This window comes from Streptomyces sp. NPDC048504 (genome assembly GCF_043200035.1).
In the GTDB taxonomy this organism is placed as follows: Bacteria; Actinomycetota; Actinomycetes; order Streptomycetales; family Streptomycetaceae; genus Streptomyces.
Genome location: NZ_JBICXA010000003.1, coordinates 1 through 25,940 on the forward strand (window position 1 = coordinate 1; position 25,940 = coordinate 25,940).

The window sequence follows — 25,940 nt, forward strand, 5'->3', positions numbered from 1 at the left end:
GGGGTGCGGGGGCGGGGGGGGGGGGGGCCGGGCCGCCGGGGGCCCGGGGGGGGGCGCGCCCCCGCCTAACCCCCGCCCCCCCCCCCCCCGCGGGGGGGGGGGGGGGGCGCGGCCCCCCCCCCCCCCCCCCCCCCCCACGTCCGCGTGACCCCTCCGACCCCTCGCGTGTGGGCATCAGCACACTCCGTCCCCGCAGGTCAACAGCAAGTTGACGGCCCTTCCAACAGCATGGTGGACTGCCGGAGCCATATACGGCGGCAGGAGAGGAAGCCGGTGTGAATCCGGCGCGGTCCCGCCACTGTCACCGGGGTAGGTAGCCCCGGGAGCCAGGAACTCTCACCGCCGGTCTCGTCGAACCAGGGCGTGGACACCCTGAGTGAGGACATATCGCCATGCTCGGCTGTCGTTCGAGGTCCCGTACCCGCGCAGTGTCCGACCCAGCGATCGGCTGACCCGATGCGTGCCGATCGCGTCTTCGCGTACGGCGCCGCCGCCGGTCTCCTCGGCGACCACGTGCTCGGCGATCCCCGCCGCGGGCATCCGGTCGCCGCGTTCGGCCGTGCCGCCGGTGCCGTGGAACGGGTGTTGTGGCGCGACCACCGAGGCTGGGGCGCCCTGCACACCACCGTGTGCGTGGGTGGCACCGTCACCCTCGCCGCCGTAGCAACTTCGGCCCTACGACCGTCCCGTACGGCCTCTGCCGCCCTCACCGCCGCCGCCACCTGGGCCGTCGTCGGCGGGACCTCCCTCGCCCGTGAGGCCGGGGTCGTCGGGCGGGCGCTGGAGGCAGGGGACATCGATGCCGCTCGGGCGCGGCTGCCGCACCTCTGCGGGCGGGACCCGCACGCCCTCGACGCCGACGGGATCGCCCGGGCCGTCGTCGAGTCCGTCGCCGAGAACACGTCCGACGCGGTGGTGGGCGCCCTGGTCTGGGGTGGCATCGCGGGTGTTCCGGGCCTGCTCGGATTCCGGGCCGTGAACACGCTCGACGCGATGGTCGGCCACAAGTCGGCCAAGTACCGCCGTTACGGCTGGGCTTCGGCCCGCCTCGACGACGTGGCCGGCTGGCCGGGCGCCCGTCTCACCGCCGCCCTCGCGACCGTCGCGGGCGGCGACCCGCGCGGCGCCGCCCGCGCCTGGCGCACCGACGCCCGCAAGCACCCGAGTCCCAACGCCGGTCCCGTGGAGGCCTCCTTCGCGGGAGCCCTCGGCGTGCGCCTCGGCGGGACGCTCTCCTACGGCGGCCGGGTCGAGCACCGGCCCGTGCTCAACGGGGACGGGCGCCCCGTCGCCGTAGGGGACATCGCGCGTGCCGTACGGCTGTCCCGGCGCGTCGGTCTGCTCGCGCTCGGGGTCAGTGTCGCCGGGCGGCTGCTGGTGAAGGGGCGGGCGTCATGAGCGGCGGCGGGCTGCTGGTCGCCGGGACCACCTCGGACGCCGGCAAGAGTGTCGTGACCGCCGGGATCTGCCGGTGGCTGGTGCGGCAGGGCGTGAAGGTCGCGCCGTTCAAGGCGCAGAACATGTCCCTGAATTCGTTCGTGACGCGCGAGGGCGCCGAGATCGGGCGGGCGCAGGCCATGCAGGCGCAGGCGTGCCGGATCGAGCCGACCGCGCTGATGAATCCCGTGCTGCTTAAGCCGGGCAGCGACCGCACCAGCCAAGTCGTCCTCATGGGCAGGCCTGTTGGCGAGATGAGTGCCCGCGGCTATCACGGCGGGCGGCAAGAGGCCCTGCTCGGGACCGTGTTGGACTGTCTCGCCGAGTTGCGGGGCACGTATGACGCGGTGATCTGTGAGGGGGCCGGTTCGCCCGCCGAGATCAATCTGCGGCGGACCGACATCGTGAACATGGGCATCGCCCGCAACGCCCGACTGCCCGTTCTCGTCGTCGGGGACATCGACCGCGGGGGCGTCTTCGCCTCCTTCTTCGGGACCGTCGCGCTGCTGAGCCCCGAGGACCAGGCGTTCGTCGCCGGGTTCCTCGTCAACAAGTTCCGCGGTGATGTGTCGTTGCTGGAACCGGGGTTGGAGATGCTGCTCGGCCTCACCGGGCGCCGGACCTACGGCGTGCTGCCGTTCCGGCATGGCCTCGGGATCGACGAGGAGGACGGTCTGCGCATCTCGTTGCGCGGCACCGTGCGCGAGTCGAACACCGCGCCGCCGGTCGGCGAGGACGTGCTGCGGGTCGCCGTCTGCGCGATCCCCCTCATGTCCAACTTCACGGACGTGGACGCGCTGGCAGCCGAACCGGGCGTGGTGGTGCGGTTCGTGGACCGGCCCGAGGAGTTGGCCGACGCGGATCTCGTCGTGATCCCCGGGACCAGGGGGACGGTGAAGGCGCTGGAGTGGCTGCGGGAGCGCGGCCTCGCCGACCCCCTCGTCCGCCGGGCCGCCGAGCAACGGCCGATCCTCGGCATCTGCGGCGGCTTCCAGATCCTCGGCGAGCACATCGACGACGAGGTCGAGAGCCGGCAGGGGGCGGTCGACGGGCTCGGAGTGCTGCCGCTGCGTGTGCGGTTCGCGCGCGAGAAGACCCTCACCCGGCCGGTGGGCGAAGCCCTTGGCGAGCATGTCGAGGGGTACGAGATCCATCACGGGATCGCCCAACTGACCGGCGGGGATCGGTTCATCTCTGATGACAATGGACACAGCTTGGACGGGTGCCGGGTCGGTCAGACCTGGGGTACCCACTGGCACGGCTCGCTGGAGTCGGACGGTTTCCGGCGGGCGTTCCTGCGCGAGGTGGCGGCCGCCGCGGGGCGCCGGTTCGTGCCGGCGCCCGACACCTCGTTCGCCGCGCTGCGCGAGGAGCAGCTCGACCGGCTCGGCGACCTCATCGAACAGCACGCGGACACGGACGCGCTCTGGCGACTCATCGAGTCCGGCGCGCCGCAAGGACTGCCTTTCATTCCACCGGGAGCGCCCGCATGAGCACAGTGTTGTTGTTGTCGACCGCCGACACGGATCTACTGGCGGCCCGGGCCTCCGGCGCCGCGTACCGGATCGGCAACCCGAACCGGGTCGACGTGGCAGCCGAGTTGCCCGCGCTCGTCGCGGGCGCGGACGTCGCCGTCGTACGACTGCTCGGCGGCAAGCGTGCTTGGGAGGACGGGCTCGCCGCGCTGAAGGCGTCCGGGATTCCGACCGTGCTGCTGGGCGGGGAGACCGTCCCCGACGCGGAGTTGATGGCCGAGTCGTCGGTACCGGCCGGTGTCGTCGCCGAGGCGCTCAGGTATCTCGTCGAGGGCGGGCCGGACAACCTCACCGAACTCGCCCGGTTCCTCTCGGACACCGTGCTGCTCACCGGCGAGGGCTTCGAAGAGCCGCAGAAGATGGCCGAGTTCGGCGTCCACGGCGAGCGCGCCTTCGTCGAGGGACGACCGACCGTCGGCGTGCTCTTCTACCGGGCGCATCACCTCAGCGGCAACACCGCCTTCGTGGACACCCTCTGCGACCAGATCGAGGCGAAGGGCGCCAACGCCCTTGCCGTGTACTGCGGTTCGCTGCGCGGCGCCGACTCCGGGCTGTACGAGATCCTCGGCAAGGCCGACGCGCTCATCGCCACCGTCCTCGCCGCCGGCGGCACGCACGCCTCGCAGGCATCGGCCGGCGGCGACGAGGAAGCCTGGGACATCGGCGCGCTCGCCGGCCTCAACGTCCCTGTGCTGCAAGGACTTTGCCTTACGACGTCCAGGGCGGCCTGGGACGAGTCCGACGCCGCCCTCTCCCCCATGGACGCGGCGATGCAGGTCGCGATCCCGGAGTTCGACGGGCGGCTCATCACCGTCCCGTTCTCCTTCAAGGAGCAAGGCCCCGACGACGTCCCGGTCTACGTCGCCGACCCCGAGCGGGCCGCGCGGGTCGCCGGAATCGCCGTACGGCACGCTAAGTTGAAGCACAAGCCGAACGCCGAGAAGAAGCTCGCGGTCGTCTTCACCGCCTATCCGACGAAGCACTCGCGGGTCGGCAACGCGGTCGGCCTGGACACGCCCGCCTCGGCGATCCGGGTGCTTGATGCTCTGCGGGACGCCGGGTACGGGGTCGATGAACACCCGGACAACGGGGACGAGTTGATCCATCGGCTCATCAACGCCGGTGGCCATGACGTGGAGTGGCTGACGGAGGAGCAACTGGCCGCCGCGCCCGCGCGCGTGCCGCTCGCCGACTACCGGGCCTGGTTCGACAAGCTCGAACCGGACCTCAGGCAGGGCATGTTGGACGCGTGGGGCGAACCGCCCGGCAACCTCTACGTCGACGGCGACGACATCGTGCTGGCATCCCTCCAGTTCGGAAACGTCGTGGTCATGATCCAGCCCCCGCGCGGCTTCGGCGAGAACCCGATCGCGATCTACCACGACCCCGACATGCCGCCGTCGCACCACTACATGGCGGCCTACAGGTGGCTGGACAACAGCTTCGGCGCCGACGCGATCATCCACATGGGCAAGCACGGCACCATGGAATGGCTGCCGGGCAAGGGACTTGGGCTCAGCAGCGGCTGCGCGCCCGACGCCGTACTCGGTGAACTCCCCCTGATCTACCCGTTCATCGTCAACGACCCCGGCGAGGGGACGCAGGCCAAGCGGCGCGGGCACGCCACGGTCGTCGACCACCTCGTGCCGCCGATGGCACGTGCCGACACGTACGGCGACCTGGCCAAGCTGGAGCAACTCCTCGACGAGTACGCCCTCGTGTCCGACCTGGACCCGACGAAGGCGCCGGCCGTGCGCGCGCAGATCTGGACGCTGGTGAAGGCGGCCGAGCTGCACCACGACCTGCATGTGGACGACCAGCCGGACGACGCGGCGTTCGACGAGTTCGTGATGCACATCGACGGCTATCTGTGCGAGATCAAGGACGTGCAGATCCGCGACGGGCTGCACATCCTCGGCGGCGGGCCGGTCGGTGAGGCGCGCGTGAACCTCGTGCTGGCCGTGCTGCGCGCCTCGCAGGTGTGGGGCGGGCAGGCGAACGCCCTGCCGGGGCTGCGGGCCGCGCTGGCACAGCACTTCGGCCTGGTCGAGAAGGAGTTGCTGGCCGAACCGGGCGCGCCGGTGAAGGTGCCGGTGGAGCTGACCGAACTGGTCGACGGGCCCGCCCGTTCCGCCGCCGACGCGATCGATCTGCTGGAGCAGCTGTGCCGCCGGTTCGCGGAGGGCATGGAGTCCCAGGAGTGGGAGGTCACGGCGGTCCCGGCGCTCGTCCGTGCCGTTATCGGCACCGAACTCCCGGACGCCGTCGCGGTGTTGGAGTTCGCCTGCGTCGAGGTCGTGCCCCGGCTCGCCCGCACGACCGACGAGATCGACCACATCCTGCTGGCGCTGAACGGGGGTTACGTCCCGGCGGGTCCGTCGGGCTCCCCGACCCGCGGTCTGGTCAACGTCCTGCCGACCGGCCGGAACTTCTACTCGGTCGACCCCAAGGCCATTCCGTCCAGGCTGAGTTGGGAGGTCGGACAGTCGCTGGCCGACTCTCTCGTGCAGCGCTACCTGCAGGACAACGGCGAGTTCCCCACGTCCGTCGGCCTCACGGTGTGGGGTACGTCGGCGATGCGCACCCAGGGTGACGACATCGCCGAGATCCTCGCGCTGCTGGGCTGCCGTCCCGTCTGGGACGACGCCTCGCGCCGGGTGACCGGCTTCGAGATCGTGCCCGTCACGGAGTTGGGCCGGCCGCGCATCGACGTCACGGTGCGCATCTCCGGGTTCTTCCGGGACGCGTTCCCGCACGTCGTCGGGCTGATCGACGACGCGGTACGGGCGGTGGCCGAACTGGAGGAGCCGCCCGAGTCCAACTACGTCCGCAAGCACGCCGACGAGGACACCGCCGAGCACGGCGACCGGCGCCGGGCCACGGCCCGCGTCTTCGGCTCCAAGCCGGGCGCGTACGGCGCCGGCCTGCTGCCGCTGATCGACGCGCGCAACTGGCGCAGCGACGCGGACCTCGCCGAGGTGTACGCCGTGTGGGGTGGTTACGCGTACGGGCGCGGGCTGGACGGACGGCAGGCGCGTGGGGACATGGAGACGGCGTTCAAGCGAATTGCCGTAGCGGCGAAGAACGTTGACACCCGCGAGCACGATCTCGTCGACGCGGACGACTACTTCCAGTACCACGGGGGCATGGTCGCCATGGTCCGGCACCTGACCGGCACCTCCCCCGAGGCGTACGTCGGCGACTCCGCCACCCCGGACCAGGTGAAGACCCGCACGCTGGGCGAGGAGACCCACCGCGTCTTCCGCGCGCGGGTCGTCAACCCGCGCTGGATGGCGGCGATGCGGCGGCACGGCTACAAGGGTGCCTTCGAGATGGCGGCGACCGTCGACTACCTCTTCGGCTACGACGCGACGGCTGGGGTCGTCGACGACTGGATGTACGAGAAGCTCAGCGCGGAGTACGTCTTCGACCCGGAGAACCGGGACTTCATGAAGAAGTCCAACCCGTGGGCGCTGCGCGGCATCACCGAACGGCTGCTCGAAGCGGCCGAGCGTGGCCTGTGGGCCGAGCCGGACGCGGACACGCTGGAACGACTGCGGGCCACCTACCTGGAGCTCGAAGGCGACCTGGAGGGCGACGACCAGTGACAACTCCCTTTCCGTTCACAGCCGTTGTCGGCCAGGACGATCTGCGGCTCGCGCTGCTGCTGAACGCCGTGTCGCCGGCGGTCGGCGGTGTGCTGGTGCGCGGCGAGAAGGGCACCGCCAAGTCGACGGCCGTGCGCGCGCTTTCGGCGCTGCTGCCGGAGGTCGCCGTCGTGCCCGGCTGCCGCTTCTCCTGCGACCCCGCCGCGCCCGACCCGGCCTGCCCGGACGGGCCGCACGAGACCGGGCCCGGGGCCCAACGCCCCGCGCGCATGGTCGAGTTGCCGGTCGGCGCCTCCGAGGACCGGCTCGTCGGCGCCCTCGACATCGAGCGGGCGCTCTCCGAGGGCGTCAAGGCCTTCGAGCCCGGCCTGCTCGCCGACGCGCACCGAGGCATCCTCTACGTCGACGAGGTCAACCTCCTCCACGACCACCTGGTCGACCTGCTGCTGGACGCGGCGGCGATGGGAGCGTCGTACGTCGAACGCGAAGGCGTCTCCGTCCGGCACGCCGCACGCTTCCTGCTCGTCGGAACCATGAACCCCGAAGAGGGCGAACTGCGACCGCAGTTGCTCGACCGCTTCGGCCTGACCGTCGAGGTCGCGGCCTCGCGGGAGCCCGACCAGCGGGTCGAGGTGGTCCGGCGCAGGCTCGCCTACGACGACGATCCCGCCGGGTTCACCGTGCGCTGGGCGGACGAGGAGTCCGCCGTACGCCAACGGATCGTGGCCGCGCGGGAGTTGCTGCCGTCCGTGCGGCTCGGGGACGGGGCGCTGCGGCAGATCGCGGCGACCTGTGCCGCCTTCGAGGTCGACGGCATGCGGGCCGACATCGTGATGGCCCGTACGGCGACCGCGCTGGCCGCGTGGGCCGGGCGGACCGACGTACTCGCCGAGGACGTACGGCAGGCCGCGTTGCTCGCGCTGCCGCACCGGCGACGGCGAAATCCCTTCGATGCTCCGGGACTTGACGAGAACAAGCTCGACGAGACGTTGGAGGAGTTCGCGGAGCCGGAGCCGCAGTCCGAGGACGACGATCCGGATCCGGACGGCGGTCCTGACGGGTCCGGTGGGGGTGGCGGGCAGCAGCCCGAGTCGGATTCCGATGGGCCTCAGGGTGGCGACACCGGTGCGCAGCCCGAGGCCGGGGAGGGCGGGGAACCGCAGCCTTCGGGCGCGGGCTCGGGTGAGCAGCAGCCCGTGCAGGCCTCCGAGCCCTTCCGGACCAAGGTGTTGAGCGTGCCGGGTCTCGGCGAGGGTGCCGCCGGGCGGCGTTCCCGGGCGCGGACCGAGCACGGGCGGACCACCGGGGCCAGGCGGCCCCAAGGGGCGCTCACCAAGCTGCACTTGGCGGCGACCATCCAGGCGGCCGCTCCGCATCAGCTGGCGCGCGGGCGGTCCGGGCGTGGGCTGGTCGTGCGGCGGGACGATCTGCGGCAGGCGACGCGGGAGGGGCGTGAGGGCAACCTCGTGCTGTTCGTCGTGGACGCGTCCGGGTCGATGGCGGCGCGGCAGCGGATGAGTGCGGTGAAGGGGGCTGTGCTGTCGTTGCTGCTCGACGCGTATCAACGGCGGGACAAGGTGGGGCTCGTGACCTTCCGGGGTTCGGCTGCCGATGTGGCGCTGCCGCCGACCTCCTCCGTGGACGCCGCCGCCGTACGGCTGGAGTCGTTGCCGACGGGTGGGCGGACGCCGCTTGCCGCCGGGTTGCTCAAGGCGCATGACGTGCTGCGGGTGGAGCGGTTGCGGGATCCGGCCCGTCGGGCGCTGGTTGTCCTGGTGACCGACGGGCGGGCCACCGGTGGGCCCGAGCCGGTCGCGCTCGCCGGGCGGGCGGCGCGGTTGTTCGCCGCCGACGGGGTCGCTTCCGTGGTCGTCGACTGCGAGTCGGGGCCCGTACGGCTGGGGCTGGCCGGGCAGTTGGCCGGTGAGCTGGAGGGTACGGCGGTGACGCTGGACGAGTTGCGGGCCGACTCGATCGCCGGGCTCGTGCGGGATGTGCAGGGGAATCAAGGGCGTTCGGGTTCGGGGTCGGGTTTTGCTTCGAGGAGGGCCGCGTAGTGCCGCAGGGGCAGCCAAGTGTCGTACCGGATGACGGATTGACGACTCGTCAGCGGCGGAATCGGCCACTTGTCGTTGTGCATACGGGAATTGGGAAAGGCAAGTCGACCGCTGCCTTCGGGCTCGCCTTGCGGGCCTGGAATCAGGGGTGGCCGATCGGGGTGTTCCAGTTCGTCAAGTCGGCGAAGTGGAAGGTCGGCGAGGAGAACGCCCTTCGGGTGCTGGGGGCTTCCGGCGAGGGCGGGTCCGTCGACTGGCACAAGATGGGCGAGGGGTGGTCGTGGGTTCAGCGCGACTCCCAGATGGACAACGAGGAGAAGGCGCGGGAAGGGTGGGAGCAGGTCAAGCGGGATCTTGCCGCCGAGACCTACAAGTTCTACGTGCTGGACGAGTTCGCCTATCCGATGCACTGGGGGTGGGTCGACGTCGATGAGGTCGTCTCCGTGCTGCGGGACCGGCCGGGCACGCAGCATGTCGTGATCACCGGGCGGAACGCGCCCGAGAAGCTCGTCGAGTACGCCGACCTCGTCACCGACATGTCCAAGGTCAAGCACCCCATGGACGCCGGGCAGAAGGGTCAGCGGGGTATCGAGTGGTGAAGCTGTCGTGACTTCCTTGTCCTCCTCCGTTCCTCGGTTGGTTATTGCCGCGCCGTCCTCCGGTAGCGGTAAGACCACCGTTGCTACGGGGTTGATGGCCGCGTTCGCCTCGCGGGGGCTTGCCGTGTCTCCGCACAAGGTCGGGCCGGACTACATCGATCCCGGGTATCACGCGCTCGCTACCGGGCGGGTGGGGCGGAACCTCGACGCGTATCTGTGTGGGCCGGAGTTGGTCGGGCCGCTCTTCGCACATGGGGCTCGCGGGTGTGATCTCGCTGTTGTCGAGGGTGTGATGGGGATGTTCGACGGGGCTGCGGGGGAAGGGGAGTTGGCGTCCACGGCGCATGTGGCGAAGTTGCTGCGGGCGCCGGTCGTTCTCGTCGTCGACGCTTCTTCGCAGTCTCGGTCTGTTGCCGCGTTGGTGCATGGGTTTGCTTCCTGGGATCCGGAAGTGCGGGTTGGGGGCGTGATCCTCAACAAGGTTGCGTCCGATCGGCATGAGGCCTTGTTGCGGGAGGCGTTGGACTCGGCGGGGGTGCCTGTGCTGGGGGTGTTGCGGCGGGCTCCTCAGGTGGATACGCCTTCTCGGCATCTGGGGTTGGTGCCGGTTGCCGAGCGGCAGGCCGCGGCGGTGGACGCTGTTGCGGCTATGGGGGCGCACGTGTCCGCCGGGTGTGATCTTGAGGGGTTGTTCGCGCTGGCGCGTAGTGCGGGGGCGTTGTCGTGTGCGGCTTGGGATGCGGCTGAGGCCTTGGCTTCTTCGCCCCCTCCGCCCCTACCCGTCCCGTCCCTGGGGGCTGCGCCCCCAGACCCCCATCGGCCTGAACGGCCTCGTCCTCAAACGCCGGACGGGCTAAAAATTGCCGTTGCCGGCGGAGCAGCCTTCACCTTCTCCTACGCCGAACACACCGAACTCCTCACCGCGGCCGGTGCCGAAGTCGTCGTGTTCGACCCGCTCCATGACGAACAACTACCGGACGGGACACGCGGGTTGGTGATCGGGGGCGGGTTCCCGGAGGTGTACGCCGCGGAGTTGTCCGGCAATGAGCCTCTGCGCAAAGCCGTTGCCGCCCTCGCGGAGAGTGGGGCGCCCATCGCCGCCGAATGTGCCGGACTCCTCTACCTGTGCCGGGAGTTGGACGGGATGCCGATGTGCGGGGTGCTCGATGCGTCCGCGCGGATGAGCGAGCGGCTGACTCTGGGGTATCGGGATGCCGTCGCGCTGAGCGACAGTGTGCTGGCCGTGGCCGGGACGCGGATGCGGGGGCACGAGTTTCATCGGACCGTCGTCGAGCCCGGCTCGGGGGCGGCTCCCGCCTGGGGGGTTCGCGCCCCTGAGCGGCGGGTCGAAGGTTTCGTACAACAGGGTGTGCACGCGAGTTATCTGCACACGCACTGGGCGGCCGAGCCCGGTGTGGCCCGTCGGTTCGTGGAGAGGTGCCGGACGTCATGAGCAGCAGCAGGTTGATCGGAGTCGGGGTGGGTCCCGGCGATCCGGAGCTGGTGACCGTCAAGGGTGTCAATGCTCTGCGGGCCGCCGATGTCGTGGTGGTGCCGGTCATGGACAGCGGTGAGCGGGGGCGGGCCGAGGCCACCGTTCTGCACTACGTGCCCGAGGAGAAGGTTCTGCGGGTTGTGTTCGCGCTGAACGAGCGGACCGACCGGGCTCGGCGTGAGGCCGCCTGGGATGCCGCGGGGGCAACGGTCGCCGGGCTGCTCGGCGCGCACGGCATCGTCGCGTTCGCCACCATCGGGGACCCCAACGTCTACTCCACCTTCACCTATCTCGCCCTGACCATCGGGGAGTTGGTGCCGGGGGTCGTTGTGGAGACCGTGCCCGGGATCACCGCCATGCAGGATCTCGCCGCGCGGTCCGGGGCCGTACTCACGGAGGGGACCGAGCCGCTCACGCTCGTGCCCGTGACCGCGGGGGCCGCCGTGCTCAAGGACGCGCTCGCCGGGCCGGGGACCGTTGTGGCGTACAAGTTCGGGCGGCAGGCGGCGGAGGTCGCCGAGGCGCTCAGGGAGACCGGGCGGATCGGGGACGCGGTGTGGGGGTCGGCGCTCGGGCTGCCCGAGGAGTCGATCCGGCCCGCCGCCGAACTGGACGGGGAGCCGCTGCCCTATCTGTCGACGCTCATCGCGCCCGCGCGGCGTGAGGGCGGGCGGGGCGGCAAATTGTGACCGGTCGTAGATCAGGCCGCCGCGAGGCCTACCACCAGCCAGATGAACGCCGCCCCCGCGACCGTGCACAGCAGGGTCGCGGGTGCGGGGTGTTCGTGGTGGGCCTCGGGGAGGATCTCGGCGGCGGCGAGGTAGAGGAGCACGCCTCCGAAGAAGCCGAGATAGCCGCCGAGCAGGGCCTCCGGGATGGTGAGGAAGGCCGTCGAGGCGGCGCCCGCCACCGGGGCCGCCGCGTCCGCGACCAGCATCGCGATGGCCTTGCGGCGGGCGTTGCCGTACAGGCTCGTGATCGTGTACGTGTTGAAGCCGTCCGCGAAGTCGTGGGCGATGACCGCGAGCGCGACCGCCGTGCCCATGCCGCCGCCCACCTGGAAGGCGGCGCCGATCGCGACACCGTCCATGAAGCTGTGGCCGACCATCGCGGCGGCGGCTGTGAGGCCCACCTCGGGCGCGCGGCCGTTGTTCTCCTCGGCTCCGTGCGATGCCTGGCGGGCGGCGAGCAGGCGTTCGACCAGATGGGCCACGAGGAAGCCGGCCACGAAGAGCAACAGGGCGGCCGGTACGCCGAAGACCTCGCGGCCCGCCGCGTGCAACGCCTCCGGCAGCAGGTCGAGGCCGACCACGCCCAGCATCAGGCCGCCGGCCAGGCCCAGGACGAGATGACGGCGGTCGGTCACGCGCTGTGCCGTCCAGCCGCCGGCCAGCGTCATCAGGAACGCGCCGAGCGCGACGAAGACCGCCATAGTCCCCTTGCTATCCGATCAACCCCTGTTCGCGCACATCCTGGCCCACTTCACCCCCACTCGCATTGACGTTCCCCACGCTCCCCACGTTCTGTTTGTTCCGCTTGAGAGGACCCAGCCCCATGGCCGATGCCGATACCCCCACCGGCAAGGTGACCTTCGTCGGTGCCGGCCCCGGTGCAGCCGACCTGCTGACGTTCCGTGCCGCGCGCGCCATCGCCGAGGCCGACGTGGTGATCTGGGCGGCCAGCCTGGTGCAGGCCGAGGTCCTCGACCACGCGCGCTTGGGCGCCGAGATCCTGGACTCGGCGACGATGTCGCTGGAGGACGTCGTCGCCGTGTACGAGCGGGCCCGGAGCGAAGGGCTGCGCGTCGCCCGTATCCACTCCGGTGATCCGGCCCTGTGGGGCGGTACTCAGGAGCAGGTCGACCGGTGCGCCGCGATCGGGATCGCGACCGAGATCGTCCCGGGTGTCTCGGCGTTCTCCGCCGTCGCCGCCCTCGCGCAGCGCGAGCTGACGATCCCCGAGGTCGCGCAGTCCGTCGTCCTCACCCGGCTCGGCGGGGGCAAGACGCCGATGCCGCCCGGTGAGGAGGTGCGGGAGTTCGCGCGCCACGGCACGACCATGGCGATCTTCCTGTCGGCCGCCCGCAGCGGGCAGTTGGTGCGGGAGCTGCTGGAGGGCGGCTATCCGACGGACACGCCCGTCGTCGTCGCCTACCAGGCGACCTGGCCGGAGGAACTGATCGTGAAGTGCACGGTCGGCACGCTGGAGGAGACGGTCAAGGAGCACAAGCTCTGGAAGCACACCCTCTTCCTGGTCGGCCCGGCCCTCGACGCCCACGGCACCCGCTCGCACCTCTACCACCCGGGCCATTTCCACGGCTACCGCAAGGCCGACCCGGAGGCCCGCCGGGCCCTGCGCTCCCGGGGTGCGAGCACGTGATCACCGTCATCGGGATGGGGACGGGGGCGGCGGTCGCGGAGGACGTGCTCGCCGGCGCCCGGCTCGTCGTCGGCGGTCAGCGGCATCTCGCCGCCATCGCCGTCCCCGAGGACGCCGAGCAGGTCGTCCTCGGTCCGCTCGCGCCTGCCCTCGACACCATCCAGGCCTACGTCGAGAAGGGCGAGCCGGTGGTCGTGCTGGCCTCGGGGGACCCCGGGTTCTTCGGGATCGTCCGGGCGCTGGCGGAACGGTTCCCCAGCGACGCCCTCGACGTACGCCCCGGCGTCTCCTCCGTCGCCACCGCCTTCGCGCGCGCCGGTCTGGCCTGGGACGACGCCGTCGTCGTCAGCGCGCACGGACGTGACCTCCGTACGGCGGTCAACGCGTGCCGCGCGCATCCCAAGGTCGCCGTGCTGACCGGGCCGGGGGCCGGACCCGCCGAGCTGGGCGCCGCGCTCACCCACCGGACCGGCGGGCGCGTCCTCGTCGTCGCGTCCGCGCTGGGGTCCGGGGAGGAGCAGGTGGAGCGGGTCACGCCCGCCGAGGCCGCCACCCGGGACTGGGGTACGGCGGTGAGCGTGGTGCTGTGTCTGGACGAGGCGCGGGTGCTGGGTGCCCTGCGAACGGTCGCCGGTGCTGCCGTCGGACCGGCCCGATGGGCGCTGGACGAGCGGGAGTTCGAGCACCGGGACTCGATGATCACCAAGTTCGAGGTACGGGCGCTGGCGCTGGCCCGGCTCGGGCCCCGGCTCGGCGACCTGGTCTGGGACGTCGGCTCGGGCTCCGGGTCCGTGGCCGTCGAGTGCGCGCGGCTCGGCGCCGCCGTCACCGCGGTCGAGAAGACCCGGGACGGTGTCGAGCGGATCCGCGCCAACGCCGAGGCGCACGGCGTCGACGTGCACACCGTGCACGGGGCGGCGCCGACCGTGCTGTCCGACCTCGACGACCCCGATGCCGTGTTCGTCGGCGGGGGCGGGCGCGAACTGCCCGGCATCGTCACCGCGTGCGCGCGGCGGGCCCGGCGGACCGTGGTCGTCGCGATGGCCGCGCTGGACCGGGTACCGGCCGTGCGGGAGGCTCTCTCGGCGGCCGGGCTCGACGTCGACGGGGTGCTGTTGCAGTCGTCCCGGCTGGCGCCGCTGCCGGGTGATGTGACCCGGCTCGCGGCCACCAATCCCGTTTTTCTGCTGTGGGGGATCCGAACCCAGGTCCGAACCCCCGTGTCTCCAGAAGGAGTTGCTCTGTGATCGGCCTCATTTCCGCCACCGCGGCGGGCGCGGCTGCGCGCGACCGGCTGGCCGCCGCGTGGCCGGACCGTACGCGCGTGTACGAGGGTCCCGTCGGGGACGCCGTCCAGGCCGCGTTCGCGGAGTGCGAGCAGCTCGTGTGTTTCCTCGCCACGGGAGCCGTCGTGCGGCTGATCGCCCCGCTGCTGGGCGACAAGCGGACCGACCCGGGGGTCGTGACCGTCGACGAGGGCGGACGGTTCGCCGTGTCGCTGGTGGGCGGACATGGCGGCGGGGCCAATGAACTCGCCGTGGACGTGGGCGAGTTGCTCGGCGCGCAGCCGGTGGTGACCACGGCCACGGACGCGGTGGGCGTGCCCGGTCTGGACACGCTCGGGTTCCCCGTGGAGGGCGATGTCGCCGGGGTCACGCGGGCCCTGCTGGACGGCGAACCGGTCGCCCTGGACGCCGAGTTGGCGTGGCCGCTGCCGCCGTTGAAGGTGTCATCCCATGGTGCCTACGCCATCCGCGTCACCGATCGGGCGGTCGGGCCCGGCGAGCGGGAGGTCGTGCTGCGGCCGCCGTCCCTCGTCGTCGGCGTCGGCGCCTCCAAGGGCGCACCCGTGAACGAGGTGCTCGCGTTGGTCTACGACGCTCTGCGTGCGGCGGAGCTGTCCGTCGGCAACATCGCCGAACTCGCCACCGTGGACGCCAAGGCGGACGAGCCCGGCATCGTCCAGGCGGCTCAGCGCCTGAGTGTGCCGCTGGTGACCTACTCCGCCGAGGAGTTGGCCGCCGTAGAGGTGCCCAATCCGTCGGACGCGCCGCTCGCGGCCGTGGGCACGCCGTCCGTGGCGGAGGCCGCCGCGCTCCTCGGCGGCGGCGAACTCCTCGTCCCCAAGCGGAAGTCGGAGCGCGCCGACGGGCAGCCGGCGATGGCGACCTGTGCTGTCGTACGGCGGGTCGCGCGCGGGCGGCTCGCGGTGGTCGGGCTCGGGCCCGGCGCCCGGGATCTGCTCACGCCGCGTGCGAAGGCCGAACTCCGGCGCGCCGCCGTGCTGGTGGGGCTCGACCAGTACGTCGACCAGATCCGCGATCTGCTGCGGCCCGGGACCGTGGTCCTGGAGTCGGGGCTCGGCGCCGAGGAGGAGCGGGCCCGTACCGCCGTGGCCGAGGCGCGCAAGGGGCAGGCCGTCGCGCTGATCGGCAGCGGGGACGCCGGGGTGTACGCGATGGCCTCGCCCGCACTCGCGGAGGCGTCCGACGACATCGACGTGGTCGGAGTCCCGGGCGTGACCGCCGCGTTGGCCGCGTCGGCGATCCTCGGGGCGCCGCTCGGCCACGACCACGTGTCCATCAGCCTCTCCGATCTGCACACGCCGTGGGAGGTCATCGAACGGCGGGTGCGGGCGGCGGCCGAGGCGGACATCGTGGTGACGTTCTACAACCCCCGTAGCCGGGGCCGGGACTGGCAGCTCCCGAAGGCCCTCGGGATCCTCGCCGGGCACCGGGAGCCGACGACGCCGGTCGGTGTCGTACGGAACGCCTCGCGGCCCGACGAGTCCAGCCGGCTGACGACACTGGCCGCGCTGGATCCGGCGACGGTCGACATGATGACGGTGGTGACCGTGGGCAACACGGCCACCCGGGACATCGCGGGGCGCATGGTGACGCCGCGCGGGTACCGCTGGCAGGCTTCGCAGGCGGCGCAGTCGTCGCAGGAGGTGGCGAAGTGAGTTCTGTGGACCGTGTGGACCGTGTGGTTCATCCGATCGAGGTGGAGTCCTACCGGCGGCTGCGGGCCCGGCTGGACACCTCCCACCTCCCGCCGCTGACCCGTGCGGTCGTGGAGCGGGTCGTCCACTCCGCGGCCGATCTGGAGTACGCGTCCGATCTCGTCCTGGACGAGGGCGAGTTGGCGAAGGCGCACAGCGCGCTGCACGCGGGGGCGCCGGTCGTCGTGGACGTGGAGATGGTCGCCGCGGGCATCACGCGGCACGAGACCGTGTGCAGGCTCCGGAACGCCAAGTCCGGGCCGGGGCTGACCCGTTCGGCACATGCGATCCGGCTCGCGTACGAGGAGGTCGGGCCCGGTGCCCTCTGGGTGATCGGCAATGCGCCGACCGCCCTGGAGGAGTTGCTGACGCTGGACGCCTCCCCCGCGCTCGTCATCGGGCTGCCCGTCGGTTTCGTCGGCGCGGTCGAGTCCAAGGCCGCGTTGCGCGAGAGCGGGCTGCCCGCCGTGAGCAACGTGTCCGAGAAGGGCGGTTCGGCGGTGGCCGCGGCCGCGCTCAACGCCCTGCTGTATCACCCCACTTCGTCATCCGGACCTGTTCCGTCTTCCGAACCTGTCTCACCTTCCGACGCGTACCACCAGGAGAAATCGTGACCACCCCGCCGCCCGCCCTGCTCATCGCCGGACACGGCACCCGGGACGAGGCCGGAGCCGAGGCGTTCCGGGACTTCGTAAGGGAGTTGGGCCGCCGTCACCCCGAACTGCCCGTCGCGGGCGGGTTCATCGAGCTGTCGCCGCCGCCGTTGGGCGACGCGGTGACCGAGCTGGTGGAACGCGGGGTGCGCCGGTTCGCCGCCGTACCGCTGATGCTGGTGTCCGCCGGGCATGCCAAGGGGGACATCCCGGCGGCGCTGGCCCGGGAGAAGGAGCGGCACGAGGGGATCTCGTACACGTACGGGCGTCCGCTGGGCCCGCATCCCTCGCTGCTGAAGGTGTTGGAGCGGCGGCTCGACGAGGCGCTCGGCGAGTCGGCGCGGACGCCCGCCGACCGGGCCGACGTGACCGTGCTGCTCGTGGGGCGCGGGTCGACGGACCCGGACGCCAACGCCGAGGTGCACAAGGCGGCTCGGCTGCTGTGGGAGGGGCGCGGATACGCGGGCGTGGAACCGGCGTTCGTGTCGCTCGCGGCGCCGGACGTGCCGAGCGGCCTGGACCGGTGCGTGAAGCTGGGCGCCCGGCGGATCGTCGTCCTGCCGTACTTCCTGTTCACCGGCATCCTGCCGGAGCGGGTGCGGCAGCAGACGGAGGGCTGGGCGGCGGCGCACCCGGAGATCGACGTGCGGTCCGCCGAAGTCATAGGCCCGGAGCCGGAGTTGCTGGACCTGGTGATGGAACGGTACCGGGAGGCGGTCAAGGGTGATCTGCGGATGAACTGCGACTCGTGCGTGTACCGCATCGCGCTGCCGGGCTTCGAGGACAAGGTGGGGCAGCCGCAGCAGCCGCACTTCCACCCGGACGACGACGGCCACGACCACGACGGTCACCACCACGGGCATCACCATCACGGTGGGCACGCCCATGCACACTGACAGAGCCCACGACCACGATCCGACGGACAGAGCTCACGATCTCCGTCATCACGGTGACGTCGAAGTCCGGGACGACGGCGCCCAGTTGATCGACCTCGCCGTCAACGTGCGCGCGGACACTCCCCCGGCGTGGCTGCGCGAGCGGATAGCCGGTTCGCTGACCGGTCTCGCGGCCTACCCGGACGGGCGGGCCGCTCGCGCCGCGGTCGCGGCGCGGCACGGGCTGCCGGTGGAACGGGTGTTGCTCACGGCCGGCGCCGCCGAGGCCTTCGTGCTGCTCGCCCGCGCGCTGAAGGTCCGTCAGCCGGTGGTCGTGCACCCGCAGTTCACTGAGCCGGAGGCGGCGCTGCGGGACGCGGGGCACTCGGTGGAACGGGTGCTGTTGCGGGAGGCGGACGGGTTCCGGCTGGATGCGGGGGCGGTGCGGGCGGTGCCCGAGGACGCGGACCTCGTGCTGATCGGCAACCCGACCAACCCGACGTCCGTCCTGCACCCCGCTGCGGTGATCGGCCAACTCGCCCGTCCCGGGCGGACGTTGGTGGTCGACGAGGCGTTCATGGACGCGGTGCCGGGTGAACGGGAGTCGCTGGCGGGCCGGACCGACATCCCCGGCCTGGTGGTCCTCCGCAGCCTCACCAAGACGTGGGGGCTGGCGGGACTGCGGATCGGCTACGTCCTTGCCGCCCCCGAGACGGTCGCGGAACTGGAGCGGGCCCAGGCGTTGTGGCCGGTGTCCACGCCGGCGCTCGCCGCGGCGGAGGCCTGCATGGAGTCGCAGGCCCTCGCCGAGGCCGCCCACGCCGCCCATCGCGTCACCGCCGACCGCGCCCATCTCGTCGCCGGGCTCGCCGAGTTCGCCCCCGACGGCCTCCGCGTCATGGAACCCGCCGAGGGGCCGTTCGTCCTCGTCCGCGTCCCGAATGCGGTGGCCGTACGCCGGCATCTGCGCGACCTCGGTTTCGCCGTGCGCCGTGGGGACACGTTCCCGGGGTTGGACGAGGAGTGGCTACGGCTCGCTGTGCGGGACCGGGCGACAGTGAACCGGTTCTTGCAGGCACTGGATCAGGCGGTGACGTTGGCTGGGCGGTGAGGGGGGTCGGCCTTGGCCGTTTGCCCACCCACCCACCCGTCTCGGTGGGCTGAGAGGTCACCGTCCAAGCGTTTCCCACCCACCCGCCCGTCTCGGTCGGCTGAAAGGTCACCGTCCAAACCTTTCCCGCCCACCCACCCGAGTCGGTCGGCTGAAAGGTCACCGTCCAAGCCTTTCCCGCCCACCCACCCGAGTCGGTGGGCTGGGAGGTCAGCGTCTAAACCCTGCCCGCCCGAGTCGGGCGGCCAAGAGGTCAGCCTGCAAGCCCTTCCTTCCCACCCGCCCGCTTGCCGTCTTGCAAGGCGAGCCTCTAAACGCCCGAGACGGGTGGGTGGGTGGGAAAGCAGTTGCCTCAGCCTCGGCGCCGGCGCGTCATCAGCACCGCTCCTCCGCCCGTCGCCAGCAACAACACCGCCCCACCCGCGATGTACGGCGTCATCGAGCTACCCCCCGTCTCGGCCAACCCCGCCTCCGCCGGAGCACCCTGCGGCTTCACATCGGGGGCGGGGTCAGCGGACGGCGTCGAGGCGACCTCGGGTGCCTCACAAGTCGCCCGCGCCAACGTCAACGTCCCCTCCACGTCGGCCACGTTCAGCTTCAACGGGTTGACGGAGACCTTGAGTTCGAGGGCGGTCGCGGCGGCCGTACGGGACGTGGTCGACGTCTTGGACAGATCGAGGCGGACCGAACCGACCCCCGGCACCTGAACCTCCGTAGGGCCACTGGCGGTCACCGTGATCCGCTTGCCGAGCACCGTCACCGCCCCCGGCAGATGCGACGTGGCGACGGGCGCCTTCCCCGCCTCGCACGTCGCCTTCGACGTGACCGCGTCGATCTCGATGAGCGAGAGCAGCGGCAGCCCGGGAACATGGAGCCGCGCATGGGCAAGGTTCGTATAGCCCTCGGCCTTCGTCGCGGACACCGTCGCCTTCGCCGTGGCGACATCCGCACTGAGCACACTGAAAGGCTGGCCGCCATTCACCCCGTCCAACTCGGCGGTGAGCGCGGTCTTTTCGGCACTCTGCGGTGCCTGGACCTCGTTGAGGGAGACCGCGAGCGGGAGGTCCACGGTCTTGTTGAGGAGGGACACGTCGAGCCCGGTGCGGAGCACGACGGCGCTCGCGCGACCCTGGTCGGTGGTCGCGTGGGCGGATCCCGCGCCGGCCAGCGCCACGGGACCGGCGGCGAGGACGGTGGCCGTGGCCACGGTGGCCCAACGGCGTGCGGGCATGCGGAAGTTGGTGCCGTTCAAGGTGTGGGACCCCCAGAAGAGACATGCTTGGGACCCGGTAAGAATTACCCACGATGAGTGAACCGTCAGCGATCCCGCGTCACTTCACCCCATCGTGGGTTTTCCGTGAACGTATTCGAATCGCCTGGCGACTATTCGACCACCAGCCCGTTCAGCACCACCCGCCGCGGCGACGCCAGCACGCGCACATCGGCGCGCGGGTCCGCCTCGTAGACGACGAAGTCCGCCGGCGCACCCTCATCGAGCCCCGGCCGCCCGAGCCACCGCCGCGCACCCCACGCGGTAGCCGACAGCGCCTCCACGGCGGGGATGCCGGCGGTGACGAGTTCGGCGACCTCGGCGGCCACCAGGCCGTGGGCGAGGGAACCCCCGGCGTCCGTCCCGACGTAGACCGGGACGCCGGCGTCGTAGGCGGCGCGGACGGTGTCGTAGCGCCGCTCGTACAGTCGCCGCATATGGGCCGACCAGCGGGGGAACCTGGCGTCGCCGCCCTCCGCGAGCTTCGGGAAGGTCGCGATGTTCACGAGGGTCGGGACGATCGCGACGCCTCGTGAGGCGAACAGCGGGACGAGGTCCTCGGTGAGGCCGGTCGCGTGCTCGATGCAGTCGATGCCCGCCTCGACCAGGTCGCGCAGCGCGTCCTCCGCGAAGCAGTGCGCGGTGACACGCGCGCCGAGCCGGTGGGCCTCGGTGATGGCCGCGTCCACCGCTTCGCGCGGCCAGCACGCGGAGAGGTCGCCGAGGTCGCGGTCGATCCAGTCGCCGACCAACTTGACCCAGCCGTCGCCGCGTTGGGCTTCCTGGGCGACGTAGGCGACGAGTTCGTCGGGCTCGATCTCGTGGGCGAAGTTGCGGATGTAGCGGCGGGTGCGGGCGATGTGCTTGCCGGCGCGGATGATCTTCGGGAGGTCTTCGCGGTCATCGATCCAGCGGGTGTCCGAGGGTGAGCCGGCGTCGCGGAGCAGGAGGGTGCCGGCGCCGCGGTCGGTGAGGGCCTGTTGCTCCGCGGTGTCGGCGTCTACGGGGCCGTGTGTGCCTAGGCCAACGTGGCAGTGGGCGTCGACCAGGCCGGGGAGGGCCCAGCCGTCGACCGTGCGGATGTCGCGTCCGCGGGTTGGACGGTCGTAGGTGATGCGGCCGTCGATGACCCAGAGTTCGTCGCGGATGTCCTCGGGGCCCACCAGGACTCGGCCCTTCATGTGCAGCACCGGTTGATCGCTCATGGGAGGCACGATAGTTCGTCGGGTGCAGGCTCGTCGTGGCTGGTCGCGCCGTTCCCCGCGCCCCTTTAGGGGGTGCTGTCCTCGTCCTGTACCTCAGCCATCGCGGGATCCAGTAGACGCGACAGGAAGTGGCGGGTGCGGTCGTGCTGCGGGTTGGTGATGACCCTGCCCGGAGTGCCGTCCTCGACGATCACCCCACCATCCATGAACACAACCCGGTCGGCCACCTCACGCGCGAACGTCATCTCGTGGGTGACGACCATCATCGTCATGCCCTCGTTCGCCAGCATCCGCATCACCGCCAGCACGTCCCCCACCAGCTCCGGGTCGAGTGCCGACGTCGGTTCGTCGAACAACATCACCTCGGGGTCCATTGCCAACGCCCTTGCGATCGCTACGCGTTGCTGCTGGCCGCCGGAGAGGGAGGCAGGGTAGGCGGTGGCCTTCTCCGAGAGGCCTACACGGCGCAGGTTCTCCGCGGCGACCTTCGCGGCCGCCGTCTTGTCGCGGCGGAGGACCCGGCGTTGCGGGAGGGTGAGGTTCTCGGTGACGGTCAGGTGCGAGAAGAGGTTGAACTGCTGGAAGACCATGCCGATACGGCGGCGTACGGCGTCGATGTCGACATCGGGATCGGTGATCTCGGTGCCGCCGACGAACACCCGCCCCTGGGTGGGCTCTTCGAGCAGGTTCACGCAGCGCAGGAGGGTCGACTTGCCGGAGCCGGAGGGGCCGATGACGCAGACCACCTCGCCCTGGCCGATCTCCAGGTCGATGCCGCGCAGCACCTCGTTGGTGCCGAACGACTTGTGCAGGCCGCGTACTTGGATCTCCGGAGTGCCGGTGCCGGTCACCGGATCGCCTCCCCCGTCTTCGTCTCCATCCGGCGGACCACGAAGCTCAGCGGGATGGTGACCAGCAGGTAGCACAGGCCCGCCACCAGGATCGGGGTGGAGTTGGCGGTCGTACTGGCCAAGTCCCGTCCGTATTTGGAGAGTTCGCGCTCCTCCAGGGTGACGCCGAGGAACAGGACCAGCGAGGAGTCCTTGAAGAGGAGGACGAGTTCGTTGGTCAGCGGCGGCAGGATGATCCGGAAGGCCTGCGGGACGATGATCGACACCATGGCCCGCGCCGGCGAGAAGCCGAGCGAACGGGCCGCCTCCAACTGCCCTTTGGGCACTGCCTGGATGCCCGCTCGGATCGTCTCCGCCATGTACGCGGCCGACACGAGGCCGAGCGCGAGGGCGACCTTGCCGTACGTACCGCCGACGATCTCCGTGCCAGGGAAGGCGAGGGGCACGGCGACGCCGACGAAGATGAAGATCAGCAGGGCGGGCAGGCCGCGGAAGATCTCGATGTAGATCCCGGCCAGCCAGCGGTACGGCCCGACGGATGACAGTCGCATCAGCGCTACGACCATGCCCAGGACCAGCCCGAAGACGAAGCCGGAGAGCGTGTAGAGCACGGTGTTCTTCAACGCCAGCGTGATGACGTCCGGGAACATCTGCTGGGCGATGCTCCACTGCGCGAACTGGTTCTTCAGGCGGCCCCAGTCGGCGGTGACCGCGAAGACGATCACGGCGGCGGCGAAGACGGCGTACTGCACGCCTTGGGACAGCCTGCGCCGCTGACGTCTGCTCAACCCCTGTCTCCTGGGCTGGAGTTGGGGGTCCGCGGTGCCGCTGCTCATGAGGCCGACGGGGAGGCGGCCGAGGCGTCGTAGGGGCCGATCCACTTCTCGTAGAGCTTCTTGTACGTGCCGTCGGCCTTAGCGTCCTTGATGGCCTTGTTGATGGCGGCGAGGAGTTTCGTGTTGCCCTTCTTGACCGTGAAGCCGTACTGCTCACCGGTGTTGAGGTTGTCGACGACCTGGAAGGCGTCGGCGTTGGCCTTGGTCTTGAGCCAGCCCTGGACGACCGGGTAGTCGATGATGACGGCCTGGACCTGGCCGGTGCGCAGGCCGTTGAGGACGGCGTCGGAGGACTCGAAGGAGACGGGGTCGAAGCCCTTGCTCTTCGCGTAGTCCTCGCCGGTGGTCTGCGCCTGCGCGCCGAGCTTCCTGCCCTTGGTCTTCACGTCGGCGAGGGAGGTCAGGCCGCTCTTCTTGTCGACGAGGACGGCCTGGGTGGCGTCGAAGTACGGGTCGGAGAAGTCGACGTTCTTCTTGCGCTCGGCGGTGATGGTCATGCCGGCGGCGGCCAGGTCGCACTCGCCGGCGTTGAGGAAGGCGCCGGTCTTGAAGTTCTCGAACGGGGTGTCGAGGATCGTCTGCTTCACCCCGAGGTCCTTGGCGACCAGGTCGATGAGGGAGACGTCGAAGCCCTGCACCTTGCCGTCGATCTCGGACTGGAACGGCGGGTAGGGCAGGTGCGTGCAGGTGGTGAGCTGACCGGCCTTGACGAGTTCGACGCCACCGGCGGCGGTCTTCGAACCGCTGCCTCCGCTGTCGCTCGACGTGCAGCCGGCCACGAGGACGAGTGCGGCGCTCGCGGTGGTGGCGGCCAGGGTGCGGGCCCGGCGGCCGAGGAGCGTGTTCACGGGGGCCTCCTGTGACGGAACTATGGGTTCCGATTATTCGGAGGGGTTCGGCGGGCCGCTCACCCGGACTGGTGACCAGGGGGCCGTCCGGGCTAAGAAGTCGCCGGTCGGAGGGGTGCGGAGGGCGCTGAGGAGTGCCGGTTACCCTCGTTCCCATCGACTCCCGCGAGTGAAAGAGCACCGCCGTGACGCACCCCTTCCTCGACCTGACCCCGCTGAGCGCCGCGCACTTCGCCTCGATCGAGGACCGGGTGGCCCGACTGCTCGGCACCGAGCAGGATGTCGTGATCATGCAGGGCGAGGCGTTGCTGCCGCTGGAGGGCGCGATCCGTTCCGCGGCGGGGCCGGGCACGCTCGCGCTGAACGTCATCACCGGCCCCTACGGGCAGACCTTCGGGAACTGGCTACGGGACTGCGGCGCCGAGGTGATCGACCTCGCCGTCCCGTTCCACACGGCGGTGACCGCCGACCAGATCCGGGAGGCCTTCGCCGAGCACCCGGAGATCGACTTCGTGTCCCTCGTCCACGCGGAGGCCGCGACCGGCAACACCAACCCGGTCGCGGAGATCGGCGAGATCGTGCGCGCGCACGGGGCGATCTTCTACCTCGACGCGGTGGCCTCCATCGGCGCGGAGCCGGTGCTGCCGCAGGCGTGGGGTGTCGACCTGTGCGTGATCGGCGCGCAGAAGGCGATGGGCGGCCCGGCGGGGGTGTCGGCGGTGTCGGTGAGCCCACGGGCATGGGCCCGTATGACGGCCAACCCCGCGGCCCCGCGCCGCTCGTACCTCTCCCTCCTCGACTGGAAGGACCGCTGGACCGACGCCGGCCGCAAGGCGCTGCCGCACGCACCGGCCCAGTTGGAGATGCTCGCGCTGGAGGCCTGCGTGGAGCGCATCGAGTCGGAGGGCCTGGCCACGCTGACGCACCGCCACGCGCGCGCCGCGGCGGCGACACGGGCGGGCACGCTCGCCCTGGGCGGCGGCCTCGAACCGTACGTCCACGATGCCGCGGAGGCCGCCCCGGTCGCTACGACGCTCAGGACGCCGCCGGGTGTCGTCGCCTCGGAGCTGGTGGCACGGGCCCTGTCCTCGGACCCGACCCTGCCGCTGGCCGCCGGCGGGGGCGCCCTGGCGAAGGAGATGATCCGGGTCAACCACTACGGGGTGGACGCGACGGTGGGCGCGGTGCAGGGTTCCTTGGCAGCGCTGGGCGCGGCGCTGGCCGAGCAGGGGGTGCCGGTGGACCTGGAGGGCGCCCGGTCCGCCGCAGAGAACGCGTGGCGGCAGTCGTGAGCCGAGGTCCTTCCGGGGGCACCGCCGACATCCTGCGGGAAAGTATCGACGGCGTCACCGGCGTCTAATTCCGATGTAATTCCCGGGAATTTTATCGCCTGCTTTACGGGCAGCTTCCCGTATTCTTCTGCCCGATTTACGAGCAGCCAAACGCAAATAATTCGCGTAGATCTCGTGAGGGTTACACCCTTGTGACCCGTTACACAGGGCGTCCATATTGCCCTTTATCTTCGGGTCAAATCGGTACATAGGCTGCACCTTCGCGCGTGTGCTAACACAGCATCGCCCCAGACGTAACCCCATCCCTCCATGCAATTTTGAATTTCCCTCGGTAAATTCAATCCGCATGACTGCCACCCAAGCAGACCTGCACATCGACCGCCCCACGGTGGCCGACGGCGCCGCGTTGTGGCGTATTGCCAAGGACTCGAACGCCCTCGACCTGAACTCGTCGTACAGCTATCTGCTGTGGTGCCGGGACTTCGCCGGTACCTCGGCCGTCGTGCGGGACGAGCGCGGGGAGCCGGTCGGTTTCGTCACCGGGTACGTGCCGCCGGACCGGCCCGGCACCCTGCTCGTGTGGCAGGTGGCCGTCGACGCCGCGCAGCGCGGTCGCGGGCTGGCCGCACGGCTGCTCGACGGACTCACCGAGCGGGTCTCGGGCGACTACGGGCTGACCGCGATCGAGACCACGATCACGCCCGGCAACACCGCGTCCGAGCGTCTCTTCACGTCGTACGCCGAACGCCACGGCGCCGCCGTCGAACGCACGGTCCTGTTCGAGGCCGGTGACTTCCCGGACGGCCCGCACGACCCCGAAGTGCTGTACCGCATCGGCCCGTTGAGCCTCTGAGGACCCCGGCCGGTGGAGTCTCCGACGGCTCCCGG

Annotated in this window: 21 protein-coding genes and 1 riboswitch; of the genes, 15 read left to right on the top strand and 6 right to left on the bottom strand. The window is 71.2% G+C overall.

The features are described 5' to 3' along the window. The first annotated feature begins 214 nt into the window (after positions 1-214). A riboswitch (cobalamin riboswitch) is annotated at positions 215-357 on the top strand. Positions 358-456: 99 nt separating this feature from the next. The 7 genes from ACGFY9_RS07740 to cobI are packed head-to-tail and all read left to right on the top strand — an operon-like array spanning position 457 to position 11,420. Continuing rightward, on the top strand, positions 457-1,398 hold the full coding sequence (locus ACGFY9_RS07740; RefSeq protein WP_393752860.1) for a cobalamin biosynthesis protein: 942 nt from the start codon (positions 457-459) through the stop codon (positions 1,396-1,398). Next, positions 1,395-2,930, top strand: coding sequence for a cobyric acid synthase (locus ACGFY9_RS07745; RefSeq protein WP_393752861.1), 1,536 nt, complete (start codon positions 1,395-1,397; stop codon positions 2,928-2,930). The genes ACGFY9_RS07740 and ACGFY9_RS07745 overlap by 4 nt, the downstream gene beginning before the upstream one ends. Continuing rightward, on the top strand, positions 2,927-6,580 hold the full coding sequence (gene cobN / locus ACGFY9_RS07750; protein WP_393752862.1) for a cobaltochelatase subunit CobN: 3,654 nt from the start codon (positions 2,927-2,929) through the stop codon (positions 6,578-6,580). Before ACGFY9_RS07745 ends, cobN begins: the two co-directional genes overlap by 4 nt. Further along, positions 6,577-8,637: a putative cobaltochelatase gene (locus tag ACGFY9_RS07755; RefSeq protein WP_393752863.1), complete on the top strand. Its 2,061-nt coding sequence runs from the start codon at positions 6,577-6,579 to the stop codon at positions 8,635-8,637. Before cobN ends, ACGFY9_RS07755 begins: the two co-directional genes overlap by 4 nt. Continuing rightward, positions 8,637-9,236 (top strand): cob(I)yrinic acid a,c-diamide adenosyltransferase, encoded by a 600-nt coding sequence (gene cobO / locus ACGFY9_RS07760; RefSeq protein WP_393752864.1) that lies wholly within the window; start codon positions 8,637-8,639, stop codon positions 9,234-9,236. The genes ACGFY9_RS07755 and cobO overlap by 1 nt, the downstream gene beginning before the upstream one ends. 16 nt (positions 9,237-9,252) lie before the next feature. Beyond that, positions 9,253-10,689, top strand: a complete 1,437-nt coding sequence (locus tag ACGFY9_RS07765) for a cobyrinate a,c-diamide synthase (protein WP_393753364.1) — start codon at positions 9,253-9,255, stop codon at positions 10,687-10,689. Then, entirely contained in the window at positions 10,674-11,420 is a 747-nt protein-coding gene (gene cobI, locus ACGFY9_RS07770) for a precorrin-2 C(20)-methyltransferase (protein ID WP_393752865.1), read from the top strand. Before ACGFY9_RS07765 ends, cobI begins: the two co-directional genes overlap by 16 nt. Positions 11,421-11,431: 11 nt before the next feature. Here the strand turns inward: cobI and ACGFY9_RS07775 are convergent, their stop codons facing one another. Continuing rightward, positions 11,432-12,163 carry a ZIP family metal transporter gene (locus ACGFY9_RS07775; RefSeq protein WP_393752866.1) on the bottom strand — a complete coding sequence of 244 codons (732 nt, stop codon included), beginning with the start codon at positions 12,161-12,163 and terminating at the stop codon, positions 11,432-11,434. A 122-nt stretch (positions 12,164-12,285) separates the two neighbouring features. Between ACGFY9_RS07775 and cobM the strand changes: the two genes are divergently transcribed. Genes cobM through cobC form a run of 6 tightly spaced genes read left to right on the top strand, consistent with a single transcriptional unit; the run spans position 12,286 to position 18,750 of the window. Further along, a complete protein-coding gene (gene cobM, locus ACGFY9_RS07780; protein ID WP_393752867.1) occupies positions 12,286-13,110 on the top strand; it encodes a precorrin-4 C(11)-methyltransferase in 825 nt (274 codons plus the stop codon). Then, positions 13,107-14,357, top strand: coding sequence for a precorrin-6y C5,15-methyltransferase (decarboxylating) subunit CbiE (cbiE, locus tag ACGFY9_RS07785; protein WP_393752868.1), 1,251 nt, complete (start codon positions 13,107-13,109; stop codon positions 14,355-14,357). The genes cobM and cbiE overlap by 4 nt, the downstream gene beginning before the upstream one ends. Then, complete coding sequence (gene cobJ, locus ACGFY9_RS07790) at positions 14,354-16,072, top strand: precorrin-3B C(17)-methyltransferase (protein WP_393752869.1); 1,719 nt, start codon at positions 14,354-14,356, stop codon at positions 16,070-16,072. The genes cbiE and cobJ overlap by 4 nt, the downstream gene beginning before the upstream one ends. 14 nt (positions 16,073-16,086) lie before the next feature. Beyond that, on the top strand, positions 16,087-16,725 hold the full coding sequence (locus ACGFY9_RS07795; RefSeq protein WP_393753365.1) for a precorrin-8X methylmutase: 639 nt from the start codon (positions 16,087-16,089) through the stop codon (positions 16,723-16,725). Next, complete coding sequence (locus ACGFY9_RS07800; RefSeq protein WP_393752870.1) at positions 16,722-17,660, top strand: sirohydrochlorin chelatase; 939 nt, start codon at positions 16,722-16,724, stop codon at positions 17,658-17,660. Before ACGFY9_RS07795 ends, ACGFY9_RS07800 begins: the two co-directional genes overlap by 4 nt. After that, positions 17,650-18,750: an Rv2231c family pyridoxal phosphate-dependent protein CobC gene (gene cobC, locus ACGFY9_RS07805; protein WP_393752871.1), complete on the top strand. Its 1,101-nt coding sequence runs from the start codon at positions 17,650-17,652 to the stop codon at positions 18,748-18,750. The genes ACGFY9_RS07800 and cobC overlap by 11 nt, the downstream gene beginning before the upstream one ends. A 352-nt stretch (positions 18,751-19,102) precedes the next feature. On the opposite strand, the gene ACGFY9_RS07810 is transcribed toward cobC, so the two are convergent. From ACGFY9_RS07810 to ACGFY9_RS07830, 5 genes are all read right to left on the bottom strand, one after another. Then, positions 19,103-20,002, bottom strand: coding sequence for an SCO1860 family LAETG-anchored protein (locus ACGFY9_RS07810; protein ID WP_393752872.1), 900 nt, complete (start codon positions 20,000-20,002; stop codon positions 19,103-19,105). Positions 20,003-20,133: 131 nt separating this feature from the next. Then, a complete protein-coding gene (locus ACGFY9_RS07815; RefSeq protein WP_393752873.1) occupies positions 20,134-21,225 on the bottom strand; it encodes an amidohydrolase family protein in 1,092 nt (363 codons plus the stop codon). A 65-nt stretch (positions 21,226-21,290) separates the two neighbouring features. Then, positions 21,291-22,076, bottom strand: coding sequence for an amino acid ABC transporter ATP-binding protein (locus ACGFY9_RS07820; protein ID WP_393752874.1), 786 nt, complete (start codon positions 22,074-22,076; stop codon positions 21,291-21,293). After that, positions 22,073-22,912: an amino acid ABC transporter permease gene (locus ACGFY9_RS07825; RefSeq protein ID WP_393752875.1), complete on the bottom strand. Its 840-nt coding sequence runs from the start codon at positions 22,910-22,912 to the stop codon at positions 22,073-22,075. Before ACGFY9_RS07825 ends, ACGFY9_RS07820 begins: the two co-directional genes overlap by 4 nt. Then, positions 22,909-23,760 carry a transporter substrate-binding domain-containing protein gene (locus ACGFY9_RS07830; RefSeq protein WP_393752876.1) on the bottom strand — a complete coding sequence of 284 codons (852 nt, stop codon included), beginning with the start codon at positions 23,758-23,760 and terminating at the stop codon, positions 22,909-22,911. Before ACGFY9_RS07830 ends, ACGFY9_RS07825 begins: the two co-directional genes overlap by 4 nt. Positions 23,761-23,945: 185 nt before the next feature. Here ACGFY9_RS07830 and ACGFY9_RS07835 point away from each other — a divergent pair, with 185 nt between their 5' ends. Then, a complete protein-coding gene (locus tag ACGFY9_RS07835; protein WP_393752877.1) occupies positions 23,946-25,052 on the top strand; it encodes a pyridoxal-phosphate-dependent aminotransferase family protein in 1,107 nt (368 codons plus the stop codon). Positions 25,053-25,398: 346 nt separating this feature from the next. Continuing rightward, complete coding sequence (gene ectA / locus ACGFY9_RS07840) at positions 25,399-25,905, top strand: diaminobutyrate acetyltransferase (RefSeq protein WP_393752878.1); 507 nt, start codon at positions 25,399-25,401, stop codon at positions 25,903-25,905. The last annotated feature ends 35 nt before the right edge of the window (positions 25,906-25,940 follow it).

Excerpts from the sequence above, each read along its gene's own strand:
- ACGFY9_RS07775 (WP_393752866.1), bottom strand. The coding sequence starts at position 12,163 with ATGGCGGTCTTCGTCGCGCTCGGCGCGTTCCTGATGACGCTGGCCGGC.
- cobC (WP_393752871.1), top strand. The coding sequence starts at position 17,650 with ATGCACACTGACAGAGCCCACGACCACGATCCGACGGACAGAGCTCAC.
- ACGFY9_RS07815 (WP_393752873.1), bottom strand. The coding sequence starts at position 21,225 with ATGAGCGATCAACCGGTGCTGCACATGAAGGGCCGAGTCCTGGTGGGC.
- ectA (WP_393752878.1), top strand. The coding sequence starts at position 25,399 with ATGACTGCCACCCAAGCAGACCTGCACATCGACCGCCCCACGGTGGCC.
- ACGFY9_RS07825 (WP_393752875.1), bottom strand. The coding sequence starts at position 22,912 with ATGAGCAGCGGCACCGCGGACCCCCAACTCCAGCCCAGGAGACAGGGG.
- cobN (WP_393752862.1), top strand. The coding sequence starts at position 2,927 with ATGAGCACAGTGTTGTTGTTGTCGACCGCCGACACGGATCTACTGGCG.
- ACGFY9_RS07745 (WP_393752861.1), top strand. The coding sequence starts at position 1,395 with ATGAGCGGCGGCGGGCTGCTGGTCGCCGGGACCACCTCGGACGCCGGC.
- cobM (WP_393752867.1), top strand. The coding sequence starts at position 12,286 with ATGGCCGATGCCGATACCCCCACCGGCAAGGTGACCTTCGTCGGTGCC.
- ACGFY9_RS07740 (WP_393752860.1), top strand. The coding sequence starts at position 457 with ATGCGTGCCGATCGCGTCTTCGCGTACGGCGCCGCCGCCGGTCTCCTC.